The organism is Mesorhizobium helmanticense, assembly GCF_003034915.1.
In the GTDB taxonomy this organism is placed as follows: domain Bacteria; phylum Pseudomonadota; class Alphaproteobacteria; order Rhizobiales; family Rhizobiaceae; genus Mesorhizobium; species Mesorhizobium helmanticense.
On sequence record NZ_PZJX01000041.1, the window covers coordinates 23,556 to 39,975 of the forward strand.

Consider the following 16,420-nt stretch of genomic DNA (forward strand, 5'->3'; position numbering starts at 1 on the left):
AATCTGATCAATGTTGAGTAAGTTGCATCAAAGCCGCCACAGAACGGCATTCAGGAGGAAAACGGTTGAGCGACTCCGGCCGCCAGCGTCAGATCGTCGAGCTCTTGCGGGATCGGCCTTTCGCCTCGGTGCGCGAGCTGCAGGAGCGGCTCGGCGTGTCGGCAGCGACGGTCAGGCGCGATATCGACAGGATCGACGAGGCCGGCGAAGCGCGGAAGGTCTATGGCGGCATCTCCGCGCTCGATGGCGCGTCGCAGGCAGGTGTCGCTTACGCCCGGCCCTATGACGAGAACCGCGACCTCGCGGTCGAAGCCAAGCGGCAGATCGCCGCTGTTGCTGCAACCATGGTGCGCGACGGCGACGCGGTCATCGTGCATGGCGGCTCGACCTGCTTTCACCTCGGCGTCAAGCTCGCCGACCGCAACATCCGGCTCTACACCAACTCGATGCCGCTCGTGGCTTATTTGAGCGACCACGGCCATTGCAGCCTGACGGTTGCCGGCGGCGAGTTGCACCGCGAGCCCGGCATCATCCATTCGCTCACCCAGGCCGTGCCCTTCTATGCGTCGAAGTTCTTTCTTGGCGCGCAAGGCCTTGGCCAGGAAGGCGTGCTGGAATCGCATCCGCTGCTGGTCCGCTCGATCGTCGACCTCAGCCTGTGCGCCGACCAGATCGTGGTGCTGGCCGACAGCCGCAAACTGTCGATCCATGCGCGCAATGTGGCGCTGCCGCTGGCGCGCATCGGCACGCTGGTCACCGATGACGGCCTCGCCGACGCCGACGCCCGTATGCTGGAGGACGCCGGCGTGACGGTGCGGATCGCCTCAACCTCGGGGGCCATCCAGTGAAGATGGCCGTGCTCGACTTCGGCAAGACCAATTCGAAGCTGTTCGTCTTCGCCCAGGACGGACGCATCCTCGACGAACGCCGGACCAGGCCGAACTGGATGCGCAAGGGTGGCTTCAGCGTGCTCGACGAGCCGGCGCTTTATGATTGGGCGGTTCGCGCCGTCAGCGATGCGATCGATGACCACGGTGTGGAGGGTTTGATGGTGTCGGGCCATGGCTGCACCTTTGCCCTGGTCGACGATATCAGCCTGACGCATCCGATCCTCGACTACGAGCAGGAGCCGCCTGCGGAAATCGCCGCCGGGATCGATCGCCGCATTCCGGATTTTGCCGAGACCTTCTCGCCGAAATTGCCGCTCGGCTTCAACTATAGCCGCCACATGCTGTGGCTGCAGGCGGTGGAACCCGGCGCCTTCACGACGGCGAAATCAATCCTCGGCTATCCGCAATACTGGAGCTGGCGTTTCGGTGGCCGCGCGGTCTCGGAAGTGTCCTATCTCGGCTGTCACTCGCATCTGTGGGCGCCGCGCAAGCGCGACTTTTCCTCGTTGGTCGACGCCGAGGGCTGGCGCGGACGGATGCCTGCCTTCGAGCGAGCCGGCGCCGTCATCGGCGAGCAGCGCCCCGGCGGCGCGGCGCGGCCGATTGCCATCCACAATGGCGTCCACGACTCGAATGCCGCGCTCCATGCCTACCGCAGGCAGCAGCTTGGCCCGGTCACTGTCGTCTCGACCGGCACCTGGGTCGTCGTGCTCAATCCGGACTGCCCGCTCGATGTGCTCGATCGCGACCGCGACATGCTCGTCAATGTCGACGTCGATGGCGGCCCGGTGCCGACCATCCGCTTCATGGGTGGGCGCGAGTTCGCAACGATCAGCGGCGACTGGCAGGGCGCGATCGACCGCTCCTCGGTGCAGCAGGTGATCGACGCCGGCATCATGGCCCTGCCGAGCTTCGCCCCGGGCGGGCCGATGCCTCACCACTCCGGCGAACTGATGGGGCGCACGCCCAGCGCTGGGGAACGCTCGGCCGTGGCGCTGCTCTACGTGGCGCTGATGATCGACCTCTGCCTCGACCTGATCCATTCGAACAACACCGTGATCGTCGATGGCGGGCTGAATACTGGCGGCCTGCTCGCTTCCCTGCTGGCTGAGCTGCGTCCCGGCCAGGCCTTCATGCAAGGGGCGACGCTGGAAGGCAGCGCCACCGGGGCGGCGGCTCTCGCTTTTGAGAGTGTCGGACGCGAATTTGCCGCCGAGGCGCCGGAGGCTGTTCGCGCCTCGAACTTCGCCGGTCTCGTCGGCTACCGCGATCGCTGGCGCGGTCTGGCCGCCGATCGCGGCATGGCTGGCGCAGCCGTTGGAGGTGCGCGATGACCGTAGCCGCCAGCATCGAGACAGCGCGCCAGCCGGTGCTGGAAATGCGGCATATCTCGAAGACCTTCGGCGCCATCCGCGCCTTGCAGGACGTTTCGCTCACCGTTCATGCCGGCGAACTGCATGCGCTGATGGGCGAGAACGGGGCCGGCAAATCGACCCTGATGAAAGTGCTGTCCGGCGCCTACCGGCCTGACCCCGGCGGCGAGATCCTGATCGACGGCGCGCCTAGCGTGACCGGCAATCCGGTCAAGGCCCGCGCCCAGGGCATTGCGGTGATCTATCAGGAACTGTCGCTGGCGCCCAATCTGACGGTGGCGCAGAACATCTTCCTTGGCAATGAGCCGCGGCGTTTCGGCGTCGTCGACCGCGACCAGTGCAACCGGCGCGCCAAGGAAATCATCACACGGCTTGGCGTCTCCTTCTCGGCGCGCGCCCTTGTCTCCAGCCTGTCGCTGGGCGAGCGCCAGCTGGTCGAGATCGCCCGCGCGCTGTCGACCAATGCGCGCATCATCGTCATGGACGAGCCGACCACGTCGCTGACCTCGCGCGAGACCGACCGGCTGTTCGAGGTCATCGCAACGCTGAAGTCGCAAGGCATCGCCATCATCTATATCAGCCACCGCATGGAGGAAGTCTACCAGCTCGCCGACCGCGTCAGCGTGCTGCGCGACAGCGGCTATGTCGGCACGCTCGATCGCGCCGACCTGAACGCCTCGCGACTCGTTTCGATGATGGTCGGCCGCGATCTGTCCGCTTTCTACAAGAAGGATCACCGACCGCCGGACGCAAAGCGCGCGGTGGCACTTTCGGTGCGCGGCATGTCGGACGGCAAGCTCCTGAAGGACTGCTCCTTCGATTTGCACAAGGGTGAAGTGCTGGCGCTGGCAGGCCTTGTCGGCTCCGGTCGCACCGAGCTTGCCCGGCTGATCTTCGGTGCAGATCGGCATACGTCAGGCACGCTGGAACTCGACGGCAAGCCTGTAACCATCGGCTCGCCGCGCGAGGCGCTCGATGCCGGCATCGCCTATCTCACCGAGGACCGCAAGGAGCTTGGCCTGTTCCTCGACATGTCGATCTCCGACAACATCAGCATGGGCGTGCTCGCGAGGGATGCGCGGGCCGGCGGATTCCGCGACTTCACGGCGGCCGAAAAGCGTGCCGCCAAATCCGTTTCCGACCTCTCCATCCGTACCAGTTCGGTTGCGGCCAATGCCGGTTCGCTGTCGGGCGGCAACCAGCAGAAAGTGCTGCTTGCCCGCCTGCTCGAGACCGAGCCGCGGGTCCTCATCCTCGATGAGCCGACCCGTGGCGTCGATGTCGGGGCGAAATCGGAAATCTACCGGCTGATCGACAATCTCGCCAACAGGGGCATCGCCATCCTGATGATCTCCAGCGAACTGCCGGAGGTGATCGGCGTCGCCGACCGCGTGCTGGTGATGCGCGACGGCGCCATATCGGGCGAGGTGACGGCATCCGAAGGCGAGCCGCTCAGCCAGGAAAAGATCATGGAACTTGCAACGGGAGCGGCCAAGGGATGACCGACAGGGCGACCGGAACAATGAGCACAAGCGACCAAACCGTCGCCAGGAGCCGGCGGTTGCGCACCGCCTTCGCCGCGCTGGGCATGTTGCCGGTGCTGGTCCTGCTGGCGGCCGGCTTCCAGTTCCTGAATCCGCGTTTTCTGACCGAAACCAATCTGCTCATCGTCACGCAGCAATCGTCGATCAACATCGTGCTCGCGGCCGGCATGACCTTCGTCATTCTGACTGGCGGCATCGACCTGTCCGTCGGCGCCATCCTGGCCGCCTCGGCGATGGTGGCGGTGATCGTTTCGCTGGTGCCGGACTGGGGCATGCTCGGCGTTCCGGCCGCCATTCTGGTCGGCCTCGGCTTCGGCCTCATCAACGGGCTGCTCGTCGCCTACATCAAGCTGCCGCCCTTCATCGTCACGCTGGGATCGCTGACCGCCGTGCGCGGCGTCGCCCGCCTGCTCGGCCAGGACACGACCGTGTTCAATTCGGACCTGCCGTTCGATTTCATCGGCAACGGTTCGCTGTTCGGCATTCCCTGGCTGGTCATCATCGCGCTCGCGGTCGTGGTGCTGTCCTGGCTGGTGCTCAAGCGCACCGTGCTCGGCACCTGGATTTATGCCGTCGGCGGCAATGCCGAGGCCGCCCGCCTCACCGGCATCAAGGTGCCGCTGGTGCTGCTCTTCGTCTACGGCGTTTCCGGCCTGCTGGCCGGGCTCGGCGGCGCCATGTCGGCGGCCAGGCTCTATGCCGCCAACGGGCTGCAGCTCGGGCAGTCTTATGAGCTCGACGCCATCGCCGCGGTCATTCTCGGCGGCACCAGCTTCGTCGGCGGCGTCGGCTCGATCTGGGGCACGCTGATCGGCGGCCTGATCATCGCGGTGCTCTCCAACGGGCTCATCTTGGCCGGCGTTTCCGACATCTGGCAGTACATCATCAAGGGATTGGTCATCATCGTGGCGGTCGCCCTCGACCGCTACAGGCTCCAGGCAGGAGCAAGAACGTGATTGACCTTAGTCGCCGGCGTCAACGACCCGGTTTCATGTGTAACGCACCGTGAGAGGCGCGGGGCATCAGGAGGAAAGCAATGAAGACCATCGCTAAACTGCTCTGCGGCGCCGCATTCGCGGCTGTCGCCATCGCGCCGGCATCGGCCAAGGACCTGAACAAGGTCGGCATCTCCGTCGGCCTGCTCGGCAACCCCTTCTTCGTCGCCACCATCAAGGGCATCGAGGATGCGGCCAAGAAGATCAACCCGAATGTCGAGGTGACGTCGGTGTCGGCCGACTACGACCTCAACAAGCAGGTCTCGCAGGTCGATTCCTTCATCGCCGCCGGCGTCGACGTGATCATGCTCAACGCCGTCGACGCCAAGGCAATCGCGCCGGCGGTGAAGAAGGCGCAAGCGGCTGGTATCGTGGTTGCCGCCTTTGACGTTTCGGCGCCGGGCGCCGACGTCACCGTGATGACCAACAACGTCAAGGCCGGCGAAGAGGCTTGCCAGTATCTGGTCGACCACACTGGCGGCAAGGGCGACTATGTGATCCTGAACGGCCCGGCGTCGTCGTCGATTCTCGAGCGGGTGCAGGGCTGCAAGAACGTGCTGGCAAAGCATCCCGACATCAAGATCCTGTCCGACGACCAGAACGCCGAAGGCTCGCGCGATGGCGGCCTGAAGGTGTTCCAGTCGCTGCTCACCCGATTCGACAAGATCGACGCGGTCTTTGCCATCAACGATCCGACGGCGATCGGCGCCCAGCTTGCGGCCAAGCAGCTCAACCGCTCCGAGTTCATCTTCACCGCGGTCGACGGCGCGCCGGACATCGAGAAGGAGCTCTCTTCCGGCACCTCGATGATCAAGGCGTCTGCCTCTCAGGATCCCTATGTGATGGCCGGCCAGTCGCTGACGATGGCGGCTGACCTGCTTGCCGGTAAGAAGCCGGCCGAGCCCACCGTCTTGCTCGACCCCAAGCTGATCACGGCCGAGAACCTGAAGGACTACAAGGGCTGGACCGCGGCCCGCTAAACCTCCCAGGCCTGGTGCGGCCGGGATGACCGGCCGCACCCTTTTTTTAGCAGCGGATTTGCAAAAACGGTTCCCGCTTTGGGTCCGGTGCTCCCGCGCAACCGGAGACGATCATGTCGCGCATTGGCATCCATTCCTTCGTCTGGTCGGCGAGCTCGGCGCAGGGCGATCTTGAACGCACGCTGGCCAACACCAGGGAGGCCGGCTTCGACCTGATCGAATTCTCCTATCTCGACCCGGCCAATGTCGATATCGGCAGGCTGGCCAAGCGCATCGCCGATCTCGATCTCGGCGTGGCGATCAGCATCGGGCTGCCGGCCGATGGCGACATTTCCAGCGCCGACAAGACGATTGCCGCACACGGCGTCGAAATCCTGAAACGTACGATCGCGCTGACCCGCGATCTCGGCGGCAGCAAGGTCGCCGGCATCCTCTCGACCAGCCACGGATTGCAGAGCGAGGCGCCGACGCGCGACCAATGGAACCGCAGCGCCTCGACGCTTGCAAAGGTGGCGGAGACGGCCAAGGCCGCCGGCGTCACGCTCAACCTCGAGATCGTCAACCGCTTCGAAAGCAATCTGCTCAACACCGCAGCCCAAGGGCTCGCCTTCATCGAGGACACCGGCTCCGACAACATCTTCCTGCATCTCGACACTTTCCACATGAACATCGAGGAGGCCGATGTCGGATTGGCCATCCGCCATGCGGCAAGGAAGATCGGCTACGTCCACATCGGCGAGAGCCATCGCGGTTTCCTCGGCACCGGCAACATCGACTTTGCCGCGATCTTCGATGCGCTCACCGCGATCGGCTATCATGACGACCTCAGCTTCGAATCCTTCTCGTCCGAGATCGTCGACGAGAACCTGTCGAAGAAGACCGCGATCTGGCGCAATCTGTGGACCGACAATATGCAGCTGGCCCGCCATGCGCGCCGCTTCATCGCGATCGGGTTGGAGACAGCGCGGCTCAAGGCCGAGCTTGTCTCGTCAGGCCACCGGCCATAGGTCTATCGGCACGAGCGACATGCATCAAAGCGCATGGCATGGATCCGTTCAAACGCGACGCGCTTTAACGACAGGTATAGCCGCCATCTATCGGCAACGAGACGCCGGTAATCATCGACGCCCCATCGCTGAGCAGGAAAACAATCGGCGCTGCGACTTCATCCTCGGTGGCCCAGCGGCCGAGCGGCATCTGCTTCAGGAATGGCTCCGCGACATGCGGCTGGCTCCAATGCCCGGAAGAGATCGGCGTCATCACCACCGTCGGGTTGACGCTGTTGACACGTATCCCGTATTTGCCGAGCTCGAGGGCTGAAACGCGCGTGATGTTTTCCAGCGCCGCCTTCGACGATCCGTAGGAAATATGCCCTTCCAGGGCAACGAGCGCGGCCTGGCTCGACACGTTGACGATCGCACCGCCCTTCTTGAGCCGGACCATCGACTGCGTGGCGTATTTGGTGACGAGCAGTGCGCCGCGCGCATTGATGGTGATGACCTTGTCGAAGATGGCGATGTCGGTATCCATGGGCGTTGCGATTTCGCCGCCGAAGCCGCCGCAGTTGACGACGCCCCAGAGGTCGAGCCCTTCGAGAGCGTTGCGGATTTCCTCCTCCGAGGCGAGATCGAAGCTCAGGGTGCGGCAGCCGGTCTCGCCTGCGATCGCATCGAGTGCCTGGCGCGAACGGCCGGCGGCGATGACATCAGCATTGGCCGCCACTAGATGGCGAACGACGGCGCCCCCGATTCCGCCACTGCCGCCGGTGACCAGAATGGGTCGCCCCTGGAAATCCGTCATATTTTCCTCCTTGTATTCCTTGGCTGCCGTCAGTTGATCCGCGCCTTTGCGGGTATGGGTTCCCAGCGCGTGGGTGCATTTTCGGAGATTCTGTGGCCGGTCTTGTCGAAGAGATGGCAGGCGGCAGGCGGCAAGGAGATCGCGAGGCGATCGCCGGCGCGCGCCACCCGCCCGCTGCTGTCGCGGATAACGAGGTTCTCTTCGCCGTTCCGCACATGAATGAAGGTGTCGCTGCCCAACAATTCGACCACGCCAGCCTCCACGACATGTGCATCCGCGTGCTCCTCTGCCGAGAGGAGAATATGTTCCGGCCGAACGCCAAGGACGACGTCATCGCCCGGTTCGAGCGGCCTGGAGATGGGGATATCAAGCATGGGGCCTAACGCCAGACGGACCGTCGCTTGCTTGTCCTGAACGGAGGCAACCCGGCCATTGAGGAAATTCATGGCGGGTGAACCGATGAAGCCAGCGACGAACAGGTTGGCGGGCCGGTGGTAGAGTTCGAGCGGCGTGCCTACCTGCTCGATCCGCCCGCCATCCATCACGACGATGCGGTCGGCAAGCGTCATCGCCTCAACCTGGTCATGGGTGACGTAGATCATCGTCGATGCGAGTTCGGCTTTGAGGCGCGCGATCTCGACGCGCATGCCGACACGCAGCGCCGCATCGAGATTGGAAAGCGGCTCGTCGAGCAGGAAGAGCTTTGGCTTGCGGGTTATGGCCCGGCCAATCGCCACGCGCTGCCGCTGACCGCCGGAGAGTTCGCGCGGCTTGCGCCGCAGATAGGACGACAGGCGCAGCTTGTCGGCGGCGCGGCGCACCCGCTCGGCGATCTCGGCCGAAGGGGTGCGGGCGATCTCGAGGCCGAAGCCGATGTTGCGGCCGACATCCATATGCGGATAGAGCGCGTAGGACTGGAAAACCATGGCCACACCGCGTTCCGGCGGCTCGGCCTCGCTCATGTCGACGCCATCCACCAGGATACGTCCTGAATTGACCGGCTCCAGGCCGGCGATGATCCTCAGCAGCGTGGACTTGCCGCAACCCGACGGTCCCACAAGCACGCAGAATTCGCCGTCAGGAATGGTGAGCGACAGTTCGGGAATGACCGTCACGCTGCCGAAAGCCTTGGTGATCTTGTCGATCGAAAGCGTCGCCATGGATCTAGCCTTTCACCGCGCCGGCGAGCAGCCCGCGCACGAAGGCGCGCTGGACCAGCACATAGAGGAGTATGAGGGGAAGCGCGATCAGCGTGAGCACCGCAAACAGCGCGCCGGGATTGGCCATGTAGAGGCCCGAATACTGCATCGGCACGATGGTGAGTGTCTTCATCTCGGCTTTGGTGAGCACGATGAGGGCAAGGAAGAATTCGTTCCAGGTGACGATGAACTGCCAGATCGTGACGAAGACAAGGGCTGGCCTGACCAGCGGCAGCGCCACGTGCCAATAGGTCTGCCAGGCATTGCAGCCATCGACGCGCGCCGCTTCGAAAAGCTCGCGCGGCGCATCTTCCAGGAAGGATTTGAGGATGACCATGGCAAAAGGCACGCCAAGCGCCGCATAGGGCAGGATCAGGCCGATATAAGTGTTCACCCAGCCAAAATTCTTGAGCAGGATGGCAAGCGGCAGCACCATGGAGGCGAGCGGCACCATGAGGGTCGTCAGCAGCGTCGTGTAGAGGAAGAGCGAGCCCTTGAGCCGCAGGATGGCGCAGGCGAAGGCGAAGAGCGAGGCGACGGCCACCACGATCGCCACCGTCGCGACCGTCACAATGAGGCTGTTGAGGAAGATGCCGCCAAGCGGATTGTCACGGATGACCGTGACGAAGTTGTCGAAGGTGACCGGCCAGGTGAAGAGCGCCGCATCGAAGGCCTGGGCCGGCGTCCTGAGACCGATCGACAGCATGTAGACCTGCGGGATCATCCAGAAGCCGAGCACGATGAAGAGAACCAGGTGGATCACGGTGCTGCGAAGACGGGAGCGGGCAAGCGGGGTCACGCGCGCTCCTTTCCGGCCGGCGTCAGGCGGGCGCCGAGTGTCACGATCTGGAGCAGCGAAAGGACCAGCGCGACGACGAGCACGATGACGGAAAGGGCCGCACCGCTGCCGGTGTCGCCGAGCACGAAGCTCTGCTTGAAGATGAATGTGCCGAACACCTCGCTGGCGCGGTTCGGGCCGCCGCCGGTCATCAGATGGACGATCGGGAAGGTCTGCAACGTGCCGATGACGCCCAGCAGCAGCAGCGACTTGGTCGCCGGCGCCAGCATTGGCACGATGACGTATACTGCAAGCCGCCAGCCCCTCGCCCCGTCGACGCGCGCCGCGTCCAGCACCTCGCTCGGCAGGTTTGCGATGCCGGCGATGTACATGAGCATCGAAAAGCCGGTCCACTGCCAGATGTTGACGAGGATGAGCGCATAGATCGCCATCTTCGGGTCGCCGATCGGCGAGGTCATCATGACGAACCCGACATGCTTCAGATATTCCTGGGCGATGCCGTAGTAAGGCGCATAGATCTGCACCCAGACCAGGCTGATGACCGAAACCGAGGTGACGACCGGCAGAAAGAACATGGTGCGGAAGAAACCGCGCAGCGCATGGGTGTGCCGCTCGATGAAATAGGCAAGCAGCCCACCGATAAGCATCTGTACCGGGATTGTGATCACGCCCCACAAAAGCATGTTGCGCACCACGATCCAGAAAGTCGGATCACCGAGAACCGTCACATAGTTCGCGAGGCCGGCGAAGGAAGATACGCCGCTGCCCGAACGAATGTAGAGGCTCTGTCCGGCCACCCAGAGGATCGGATAGGCAACGAAGACGACGAACAGAAGCGTCGCCGGCAGAGCGAAGAGATAAAGCGTCGAGGTTCTCGATGCCGGCCGCCGTTCGATCGCCGTCGCGGGTCCGGCTCGCACGGCTTCTGCGCGCATAATGCTCACCCTGTCAGATCAACGGGGACCGGGCGCTGGCAGGCGCCCGGCCGGCCGCTGCGGTTCATTGAGCGGCGAGCGCCTTTTCGGTCGCCGCCTGCACGGTCGCAAGTGCTGCCTCCGGCTCGGTGCTGCCGGCCGCGACAGCGGCAAGGGCGTTGTCCAGAGCCTCGGCGACGGCCGGCGAGGCAAACCTCTGGTTTTCGGCCTTTGGCAGGTCGGTCATGAAGCGGGCCGACATCTCCTTCACGTGGTCGGTGATATCGCCCTTCGGTGAATGGCCTTCGAAGGCCGGCAGATCGTTGAGGTCGTTCAGAGCTTCCTGCAGGCCGGCGCCATTGGTCAGCTCCGCCAGGAAGGTCCATGCAGCCGGGTTCTTGCCGCCGTTCTTTGTCAGCCCGTAGCCGATGTCGATGCCACCGACCGGCGGGCTCGCCGGATTGCCTTGTTTGACCGGCGGCATGTAGAAGAAGTCGAAGCCTTCCATGTTCTGAACATACTCCGAAAGCGGCGGCGGGAACTTGCTTTCCTGCATCCACCACGAGCCGAGCGCCATCATGCCGACCTTGCCCTGCGCGAAGAGCTGGGCGCCCGTCGGATAGGCATGGGCGCCAAGCGCGCCCTGCTGGAAGATGCCGTCGTCGAAGAGGCCCTTCCAGGCCTTCATGGCCTCGACCAGTTCAGGCGCGGTCCATGGCGTCTCGCCGGCCTGTGCCTTGTCGACGATGCCGGGCGAGAACTGGTTGGCGAGCATCAGAAACACGTTCTCGTTCTGCCAGCCGTCGGCCGCTCCCTGGAACATCGGGATATAGCCGCCGTCGGTCAGCGCCTTGGCCGCCGCCTTGAGTTCGTCATAGGTCTTCGGCGCGGCAATATTGAGCTTTTCGAAGATCTTGCGGTTGTACCAGATGCAGAGGACCTGCGATTCCTGCGGGACGATGTAGTAGTTCTTGTCTCCCGCCGGATTGCCCATCTGCATCTGCTTGCGATTGACCGGGAAGATCTTCTGCGCCCAGTCCGCGCCCCATTCCTTCTCGGCGCGCTCATTCACCGCCTCCAGATTGTCCCGGTACTGCTGTGTCAGCGATCCCGGCTGCAGGCCGATGACGTCAGGCAGACTGCCTGAAGCCGCCGCCGCCTTCAGCGCCGTGATGTATTCAGGAGAATAGTTGTAGTAGGTGTATTTGACCTTGATGTCCGGATGGGCCTTCTCGAAAGCCGCGATCGACTTGTCCATCGTGCTCTGGATGAACCAGGACCAGACCGTCACTTCCTTCTCGTCGGCCCAGGCCGAACCGGCGGCAAGAGCCGCCGTAAGGATGGTCGTCGCAAGAAACAGCATTTTCCTCATTATGTTCCTCCCTTTTTTCTCCAAGCATGCGCGCCACGCGGCCTCTTACTCGCGGGCGTCGTAACCCCTCTGGGGCCACGTTCCGAAGGAGACGAAATGGCGTCTCCCTGTCAGTGGTCAGGCGGCCTTGGCGGCCGCGACCTTCAAGACGTCCTCCGTAATGGCCCGGTCGTCCGCCAGCGACCGGTTGGGGGCAAGGCCCAATTTCTGCAGTTCACCGTGATAGGCGCGGACAGCCTCTTCCGGCCCCATCTCCCCGTCTGCGACCGCTCGCATCAGAATGATCAGCTGAAGCGGCGCCTCGGCGAGGTTGATCTTGCGCCCGAAGAGGGCCAGCCGCGCGCCGTAGCGCTCGGATTGAGCGACGAGCTCGAACGTGTCGCGCGTTGTTCCGGCGCCGCCGCCGAGCACGCCGACAATGAGTTCGGAATCGAAATTGACGAGCTCTTCCAGCGCCTTCGGTCCGTTGTACGGGGTTTTGAGGAAGAGCGGCCGATCGGCGCGCGGCACGCTTGCCAGCGACTTGATGATATTGTCGTTGACGAACTCGCCGATCTCCTCGCGGCTGAGCCCGATGTCGACGCTTGGATTGAAGACCTCGTAGAAATATTTGAAATTGTGGCTGGCAGCCTCTGCCCGGAATTCGGCAAAGGCGTTCAACGTGCGGATATCGAGCTCGATATTGTTGCTGAAGGAGACCGAGTACAGGCCGAGATTCGTGCCGCTCGTCGGATAGTTGGCAACGAGGCGGGCGAGATTGGCATCGCGAAAGGGAATGGATGGCGTCTGCGTATAGACGCCATGCCGGACCGCCCCCCAGCACATGGTTTCGAGATTGGCGCGGATCGCCGGCTTCACCTCGCTGCCGAGAAAGGCGGCACGTTCGTCCAGCAGTTCGAGATTCGACTGCGACACCAGCATGATGTCGACGATGTCCTGCCTGATGATCGCCTCGATCTGCGCGATGAATTCCTGGCGGCTGCGGCGGCGCGGCGGTCTTGCCGAATAGTCGAACCCGGTCGCGGTCACGCCCGCTCCGACATCGCTGTCCTTGGCATCGGCGATGATGAAGTCGGTGGGCTTGTAGTTGCCCGCCCGGATGTTCGCCAGTTTTCTATCGAGTCTCGTGAGCATCGGTGTTCCTCAAAATTCTGGACGGCTCGGGCCGCGGCGCGCGTCCTCTCGCCGCCAAAGACCTGCAGCCATATGCCGATTCTTTTCATAATCTGTCAATAGCTATCTAACTCTCTCGAAATTTTACCAGTCGACACCTGTTCAGAGGCATCAATGAGCAGAACTTTTTGCATATGGATTGAAAATTAGTAGTATTAACAACAGCTTATGCTATAAAATCGACGCCGTCAGATACCCCTTCCATACGCGAAGCAGGGAATAGGGATTTTCGACCTCATGGCTATGGCCGGTTCCGGAATTCGCCAGATATGGATATTTTTGGCGGGCTTCCGCAAAACCGCATTGACGATTTGGAAGATAATGGTAGCAATTGACATCATTGCCGGGTAGGGAGGATTTACGCGGCCATGCAAGAGATTTTCACTGGATCATGGGCCGATCGCTATGCCGCCCTGACGGACCCGCGATCGGGTCCGTTGAGCGCGAGCGCCCTGTCCCGGTCCGGATTGGTTCTGTGCGGCATAAGCGCCTGCGTGGATGCCAGGGTCGACATGCGCGACATTCAACCTTTGCTGGATGCGCCCACAGCAAGCCCGGCCGGGGAACTTGCATCGCTTCTGCTCTCACGCGCCGCGCGCGGTATCGGCGGCGAGGTCCGTTTTGAATGGCCGCAAGGTCCGGCCTGGCTGCGCGAGCGGCTCGAGCCGCGCTACGCGCTCGGCGGAACCGGTCCGCAGGCCGCCTGGGTTCTCTCGCGGCTGGGCGTGCCCGCGCTGATCGCACTCGAGGATCGCCACGAGCAGATGCTGCGGCAAATCCCGAGCGGTGTTCTGCTCGCCGAAGGCGGTGTGATGAAGACGGTCGACGCGATCAAGCCGGCCGGACCGCACATTCCCGAAATATTTATCTTCGAATACACGGCAGGCCAGCCGATCGGCACGCTGGTGCCTCCGCGCTCATCACGCGTCATCGTCCGCTTCTGCGACCGGGGCATCCAGCGCGATGCAGATTTCGAGGCACTGTCCCGGCAACTGGCGTCATCGGCTGCCACCGGCTTGCTTTCCGGCCTCAATGACGAGGCGGTGGAGAATGTCGGCACGGCCAGCCGGCATGTCTTCGAACTCAGCCGGGCCTGGAAAGCGGCGGGGCTCAAGACCATTCATTTCGAGCTTGCCGGTTACGCCTCGCTGGCCGCCGTGGAAGAATTGCTCGCCCAGGCAAAAGGCACAATCACCTCTCTCGGCATGAGCCATTCCGAGCTTCTCGCCATGGACCCTTCGGCCCAATCACCCCGGCAGGCGATGATGGCGCTCGCGGAACGCCTGGATCTTGAACGCGTCTGCGTTCACGCCGACACCTGGGCCGCGGCCATCACGATCAACGATCCGCGCGAGGAGGAACTTGCCTTGATGACTGGCTGCGCCATCGCCAGCTCACGCGCCGCTACGGGCGCACCAGCCGAGATCATTACCACGGCGCCCGAGGTTCAGTTCCACACCGTGCCATTCGAAATGCCGGTGCGCAAAGGGCGCTGGGCCTTCGTCGCATGCGCTTCGCCTTACGTCGAAAAGCCCGCCACCACACTTGGTCTCGGCGACAGTTTCACGGCCGGTTGCCTGCTGATGCTTGGCCGGCATAGCCGGGCCGACACGCGCATCGCACTCAAGCAAGCATGAAGGAATATCCGATGTATCTCGAACGATTCCGCCTGGATGGACAAACGGCATTCATCACCGGTGGAGGACGCGGCATCGGCCTGGCGACGGCCGAGGCGCTCGCCGAAGCCGGCGCGCGGGTGATCATTTCCGACATGAACCCAGACGTGCTCGAAGCCGGCCGGCGGGAATTGACCGAGAAAGGCTACACGGTCGAAGCTGTCGTACTCGACGTTACCGATTCCAAGGCAGTCGCCGCGGCCGCCCGATCGGCCAACGAGCGTTATCAGGCCGTCGATATCCTGATCGCCAACGCCGGCATCGCTTGGCCCGATACAGGTGGCGAGGAGATGGCGGATGAGGTCTGGCTGAAGGTGGTCGATGTCGATCTCAACGGCGCCTACTGGTCATGCCGGGAATTCGCCAGGCCGATGCTGGAACGCGGCCGCGGCTCCATCGTCACGCTCGGCTCCATGTCCGGCCTAATTTCGAACAAGCCGCAGCGTCAGGCGCACTACAATGCGGCCAAGGCGGCCGTTCATCACCTGACACGCTCGCTTGCCGGCGAATGGGCGGAGCGGGGCGTGCGCGTCAACTGTGTGGCTCCGACCTATGTGGACACTGTCATGTCCCGCGACGGCTTCACCGACGACAAACTCATGCCGGTCTGGATGGACATGACGCCGATGAAGCGCGTGGCGCGGGCGGACGAGATTGCAGCACCCATCCTCTTTCTTGCCTCCAGTGCTTCCAGTGCGATGACCGGCTCGGTGGTCGTGGTGGATTGTGGATATACGATTTGGTAGAGATTGACCGAAATTGATCGGAAACCGGCCGGCATCATAGCCAGCTACCAACCGGGTGATGCATGGAGTCTCCGAGTAAGCGCGTCGACATCGTTCCGGCCAAACGGCGGGCTCTGATCTTGGAGCATCTCCGGATCAATGGGGCGGCCAGCATCCAGGAGCTGGCCGACACGATCGGCGGTTCTCAATCGACCGTTCGGCGCGACCTCGAGGATCTCGTGGAAAAGGGCTACCTGGAACGCACCCATGGCGGTGCGCACCTGCTTCAGCCGATGCGGGCCACCTTCGAAAGGGAGATGACGGTCAACGCCGAACTCCAGCACGCGGAAAAGGTGGCGATCGGCCGCGAGGCTGCCCTGCGCCTCAGCGCGCGAGACAGTGTCATCTTCGACAGTTCCTCGACGGTCATGGAGGCGGTTCGCGCGGCTGCCGAGCGCGATCTGCCTCTGACCGTGGTGACCAACAGCCTGCAGATCGCCGACTTTGCCGCTGACATCAAATCCTGGCGCATCATCCTGCCCGGCGGCACTGTCCGGCCGGGCTATCGCCATCTTGCCGGCGAGCCGGGTGAAAGCTTCATCAGGACGCTCCACGCCGACCTTTGCATGACCGGCGCTTCAGCGGTAACCGGCACCCTTCTCACCGAGACGGCGCTCGAGGTTGCATCCCTCAAACGGGCCATGATTGCGTCGGCCAGGCGAACAATCCTGCTTGTGGACGGTTCGAAGTTTACGGCGCCTGGCTTCTGCACGCTCTGCGATATCTCCGAGATTGACGAAGTCATCACCGACGACAGCGCTTCCAAGGAGGCGCTGGGCCTGCTGCGATCGGAGGAGTGCCTGGTGACCGTTGCCTCCACAAGGGCGTCGATATCGGCGGCATAGCGAAATCCGGGCGGCTCGCGCCGGGCGTCAAACGCAAAAACCGGCTGAACCCAACCGGCTGAAATTTAAGAAGAA

The 16,420-nt window shown here is 63.3% G+C and carries 15 protein-coding genes; 9 read left to right on the top strand and 6 right to left on the bottom strand.

Annotation, left to right across the window (positions count from 1 at the left end):
* Nucleotides 1-65 precede the first annotated feature (65 nt).
* The 6 genes from C9427_RS22465 to C9427_RS22490 all read left to right on the top strand — a co-directional run bounded on the left by C9427_RS22465 (nucleotide 66) and on the right by C9427_RS22490 (nucleotide 6,789).
* Nucleotides 66-848: a DeoR/GlpR family DNA-binding transcription regulator gene (locus C9427_RS22465; RefSeq protein ID WP_107651292.1), complete on the top strand. Its 783-nt coding sequence runs from the start codon at nucleotides 66-68 to the stop codon at nucleotides 846-848.
* Nucleotides 845-2,224, top strand: a complete 1,380-nt coding sequence (locus C9427_RS22470; protein WP_107651293.1) for an FGGY-family carbohydrate kinase — start codon at nucleotides 845-847, stop codon at nucleotides 2,222-2,224. The genes C9427_RS22465 and C9427_RS22470 overlap by 4 nt, the downstream gene beginning before the upstream one ends.
* Nucleotides 2,221-3,765, top strand: coding sequence for a sugar ABC transporter ATP-binding protein (locus C9427_RS22475; RefSeq protein ID WP_107651294.1), 1,545 nt, complete (start codon nucleotides 2,221-2,223; stop codon nucleotides 3,763-3,765). The genes C9427_RS22470 and C9427_RS22475 overlap by 4 nt, the downstream gene beginning before the upstream one ends.
* Entirely contained in the window at nucleotides 3,762-4,763 is a 1,002-nt protein-coding gene (locus tag C9427_RS22480) for an ABC transporter permease subunit (protein ID WP_107651295.1), read from the top strand. Before C9427_RS22475 ends, C9427_RS22480 begins: the two co-directional genes overlap by 4 nt.
* A gap of 80 nt (nucleotides 4,764-4,843) precedes the next feature.
* Complete coding sequence (locus tag C9427_RS22485) at nucleotides 4,844-5,782, top strand: ABC transporter substrate-binding protein (RefSeq protein ID WP_107651296.1); 939 nt, start codon at nucleotides 4,844-4,846, stop codon at nucleotides 5,780-5,782.
* Nucleotides 5,783-5,895: 113 nt separating this feature from the next.
* A complete protein-coding gene (locus C9427_RS22490) occupies nucleotides 5,896-6,789 on the top strand; it encodes a sugar phosphate isomerase/epimerase family protein (protein WP_107651297.1) in 894 nt (297 codons plus the stop codon).
* A gap of 64 nt (nucleotides 6,790-6,853) precedes the next feature.
* Here the strand turns inward: C9427_RS22490 and C9427_RS22495 are convergent, their stop codons facing one another.
* From C9427_RS22495 to C9427_RS22520, 6 genes are all read right to left on the bottom strand, one after another.
* Entirely contained in the window at nucleotides 6,854-7,582 is a 729-nt protein-coding gene (locus tag C9427_RS22495) for an SDR family oxidoreductase (protein ID WP_107651298.1), read from the bottom strand.
* A gap of 29 nt (nucleotides 7,583-7,611) precedes the next feature.
* A complete protein-coding gene (locus C9427_RS22500; protein WP_107651299.1) occupies nucleotides 7,612-8,742 on the bottom strand; it encodes an ABC transporter ATP-binding protein in 1,131 nt (376 codons plus the stop codon).
* Nucleotides 8,743-8,746: 4 nt separating this feature from the next.
* Nucleotides 8,747-9,580, bottom strand: coding sequence for a carbohydrate ABC transporter permease (locus C9427_RS22505; protein ID WP_107651300.1), 834 nt, complete (start codon nucleotides 9,578-9,580; stop codon nucleotides 8,747-8,749).
* Complete coding sequence (locus C9427_RS22510; protein WP_245437138.1) at nucleotides 9,577-10,515, bottom strand: carbohydrate ABC transporter permease; 939 nt, start codon at nucleotides 10,513-10,515, stop codon at nucleotides 9,577-9,579. The genes C9427_RS22505 and C9427_RS22510 overlap by 4 nt, the downstream gene beginning before the upstream one ends.
* Before the next feature lie 64 nt (nucleotides 10,516-10,579).
* Nucleotides 10,580-11,866, bottom strand: a complete 1,287-nt coding sequence (locus C9427_RS22515; RefSeq protein ID WP_097577424.1) for an ABC transporter substrate-binding protein — start codon at nucleotides 11,864-11,866, stop codon at nucleotides 10,580-10,582.
* Between the two features lie 117 nt (nucleotides 11,867-11,983).
* Nucleotides 11,984-13,000, bottom strand: coding sequence for a hypothetical protein (locus C9427_RS22520; RefSeq protein ID WP_107651301.1), 1,017 nt, complete (start codon nucleotides 12,998-13,000; stop codon nucleotides 11,984-11,986).
* Between the two features lie 407 nt (nucleotides 13,001-13,407).
* Here C9427_RS22520 and C9427_RS22525 point away from each other — a divergent pair, with 407 nt between their 5' ends.
* The 3 genes from C9427_RS22525 to C9427_RS22535 all read left to right on the top strand — a co-directional run bounded on the left by C9427_RS22525 (nucleotide 13,408) and on the right by C9427_RS22535 (nucleotide 16,345).
* Entirely contained in the window at nucleotides 13,408-14,676 is a 1,269-nt protein-coding gene (locus tag C9427_RS22525; RefSeq protein WP_107651302.1) for an ADP-dependent glucokinase/phosphofructokinase, read from the top strand.
* An 11-nt stretch (nucleotides 14,677-14,687) separates the two neighbouring features.
* The gene (locus tag C9427_RS22530; RefSeq protein ID WP_107651339.1) at nucleotides 14,688-15,461 is read left to right on the top strand and encodes an SDR family NAD(P)-dependent oxidoreductase; all 774 of its coding nucleotides are present in this window, start codon (nucleotides 14,688-14,690) and stop codon (nucleotides 15,459-15,461) included.
* Between the two features lie 62 nt (nucleotides 15,462-15,523).
* Nucleotides 15,524-16,345, top strand: coding sequence for a DeoR/GlpR family DNA-binding transcription regulator (locus tag C9427_RS22535; protein ID WP_107651303.1), 822 nt, complete (start codon nucleotides 15,524-15,526; stop codon nucleotides 16,343-16,345).
* Nucleotides 16,346-16,420 lie beyond the last annotated feature (75 nt).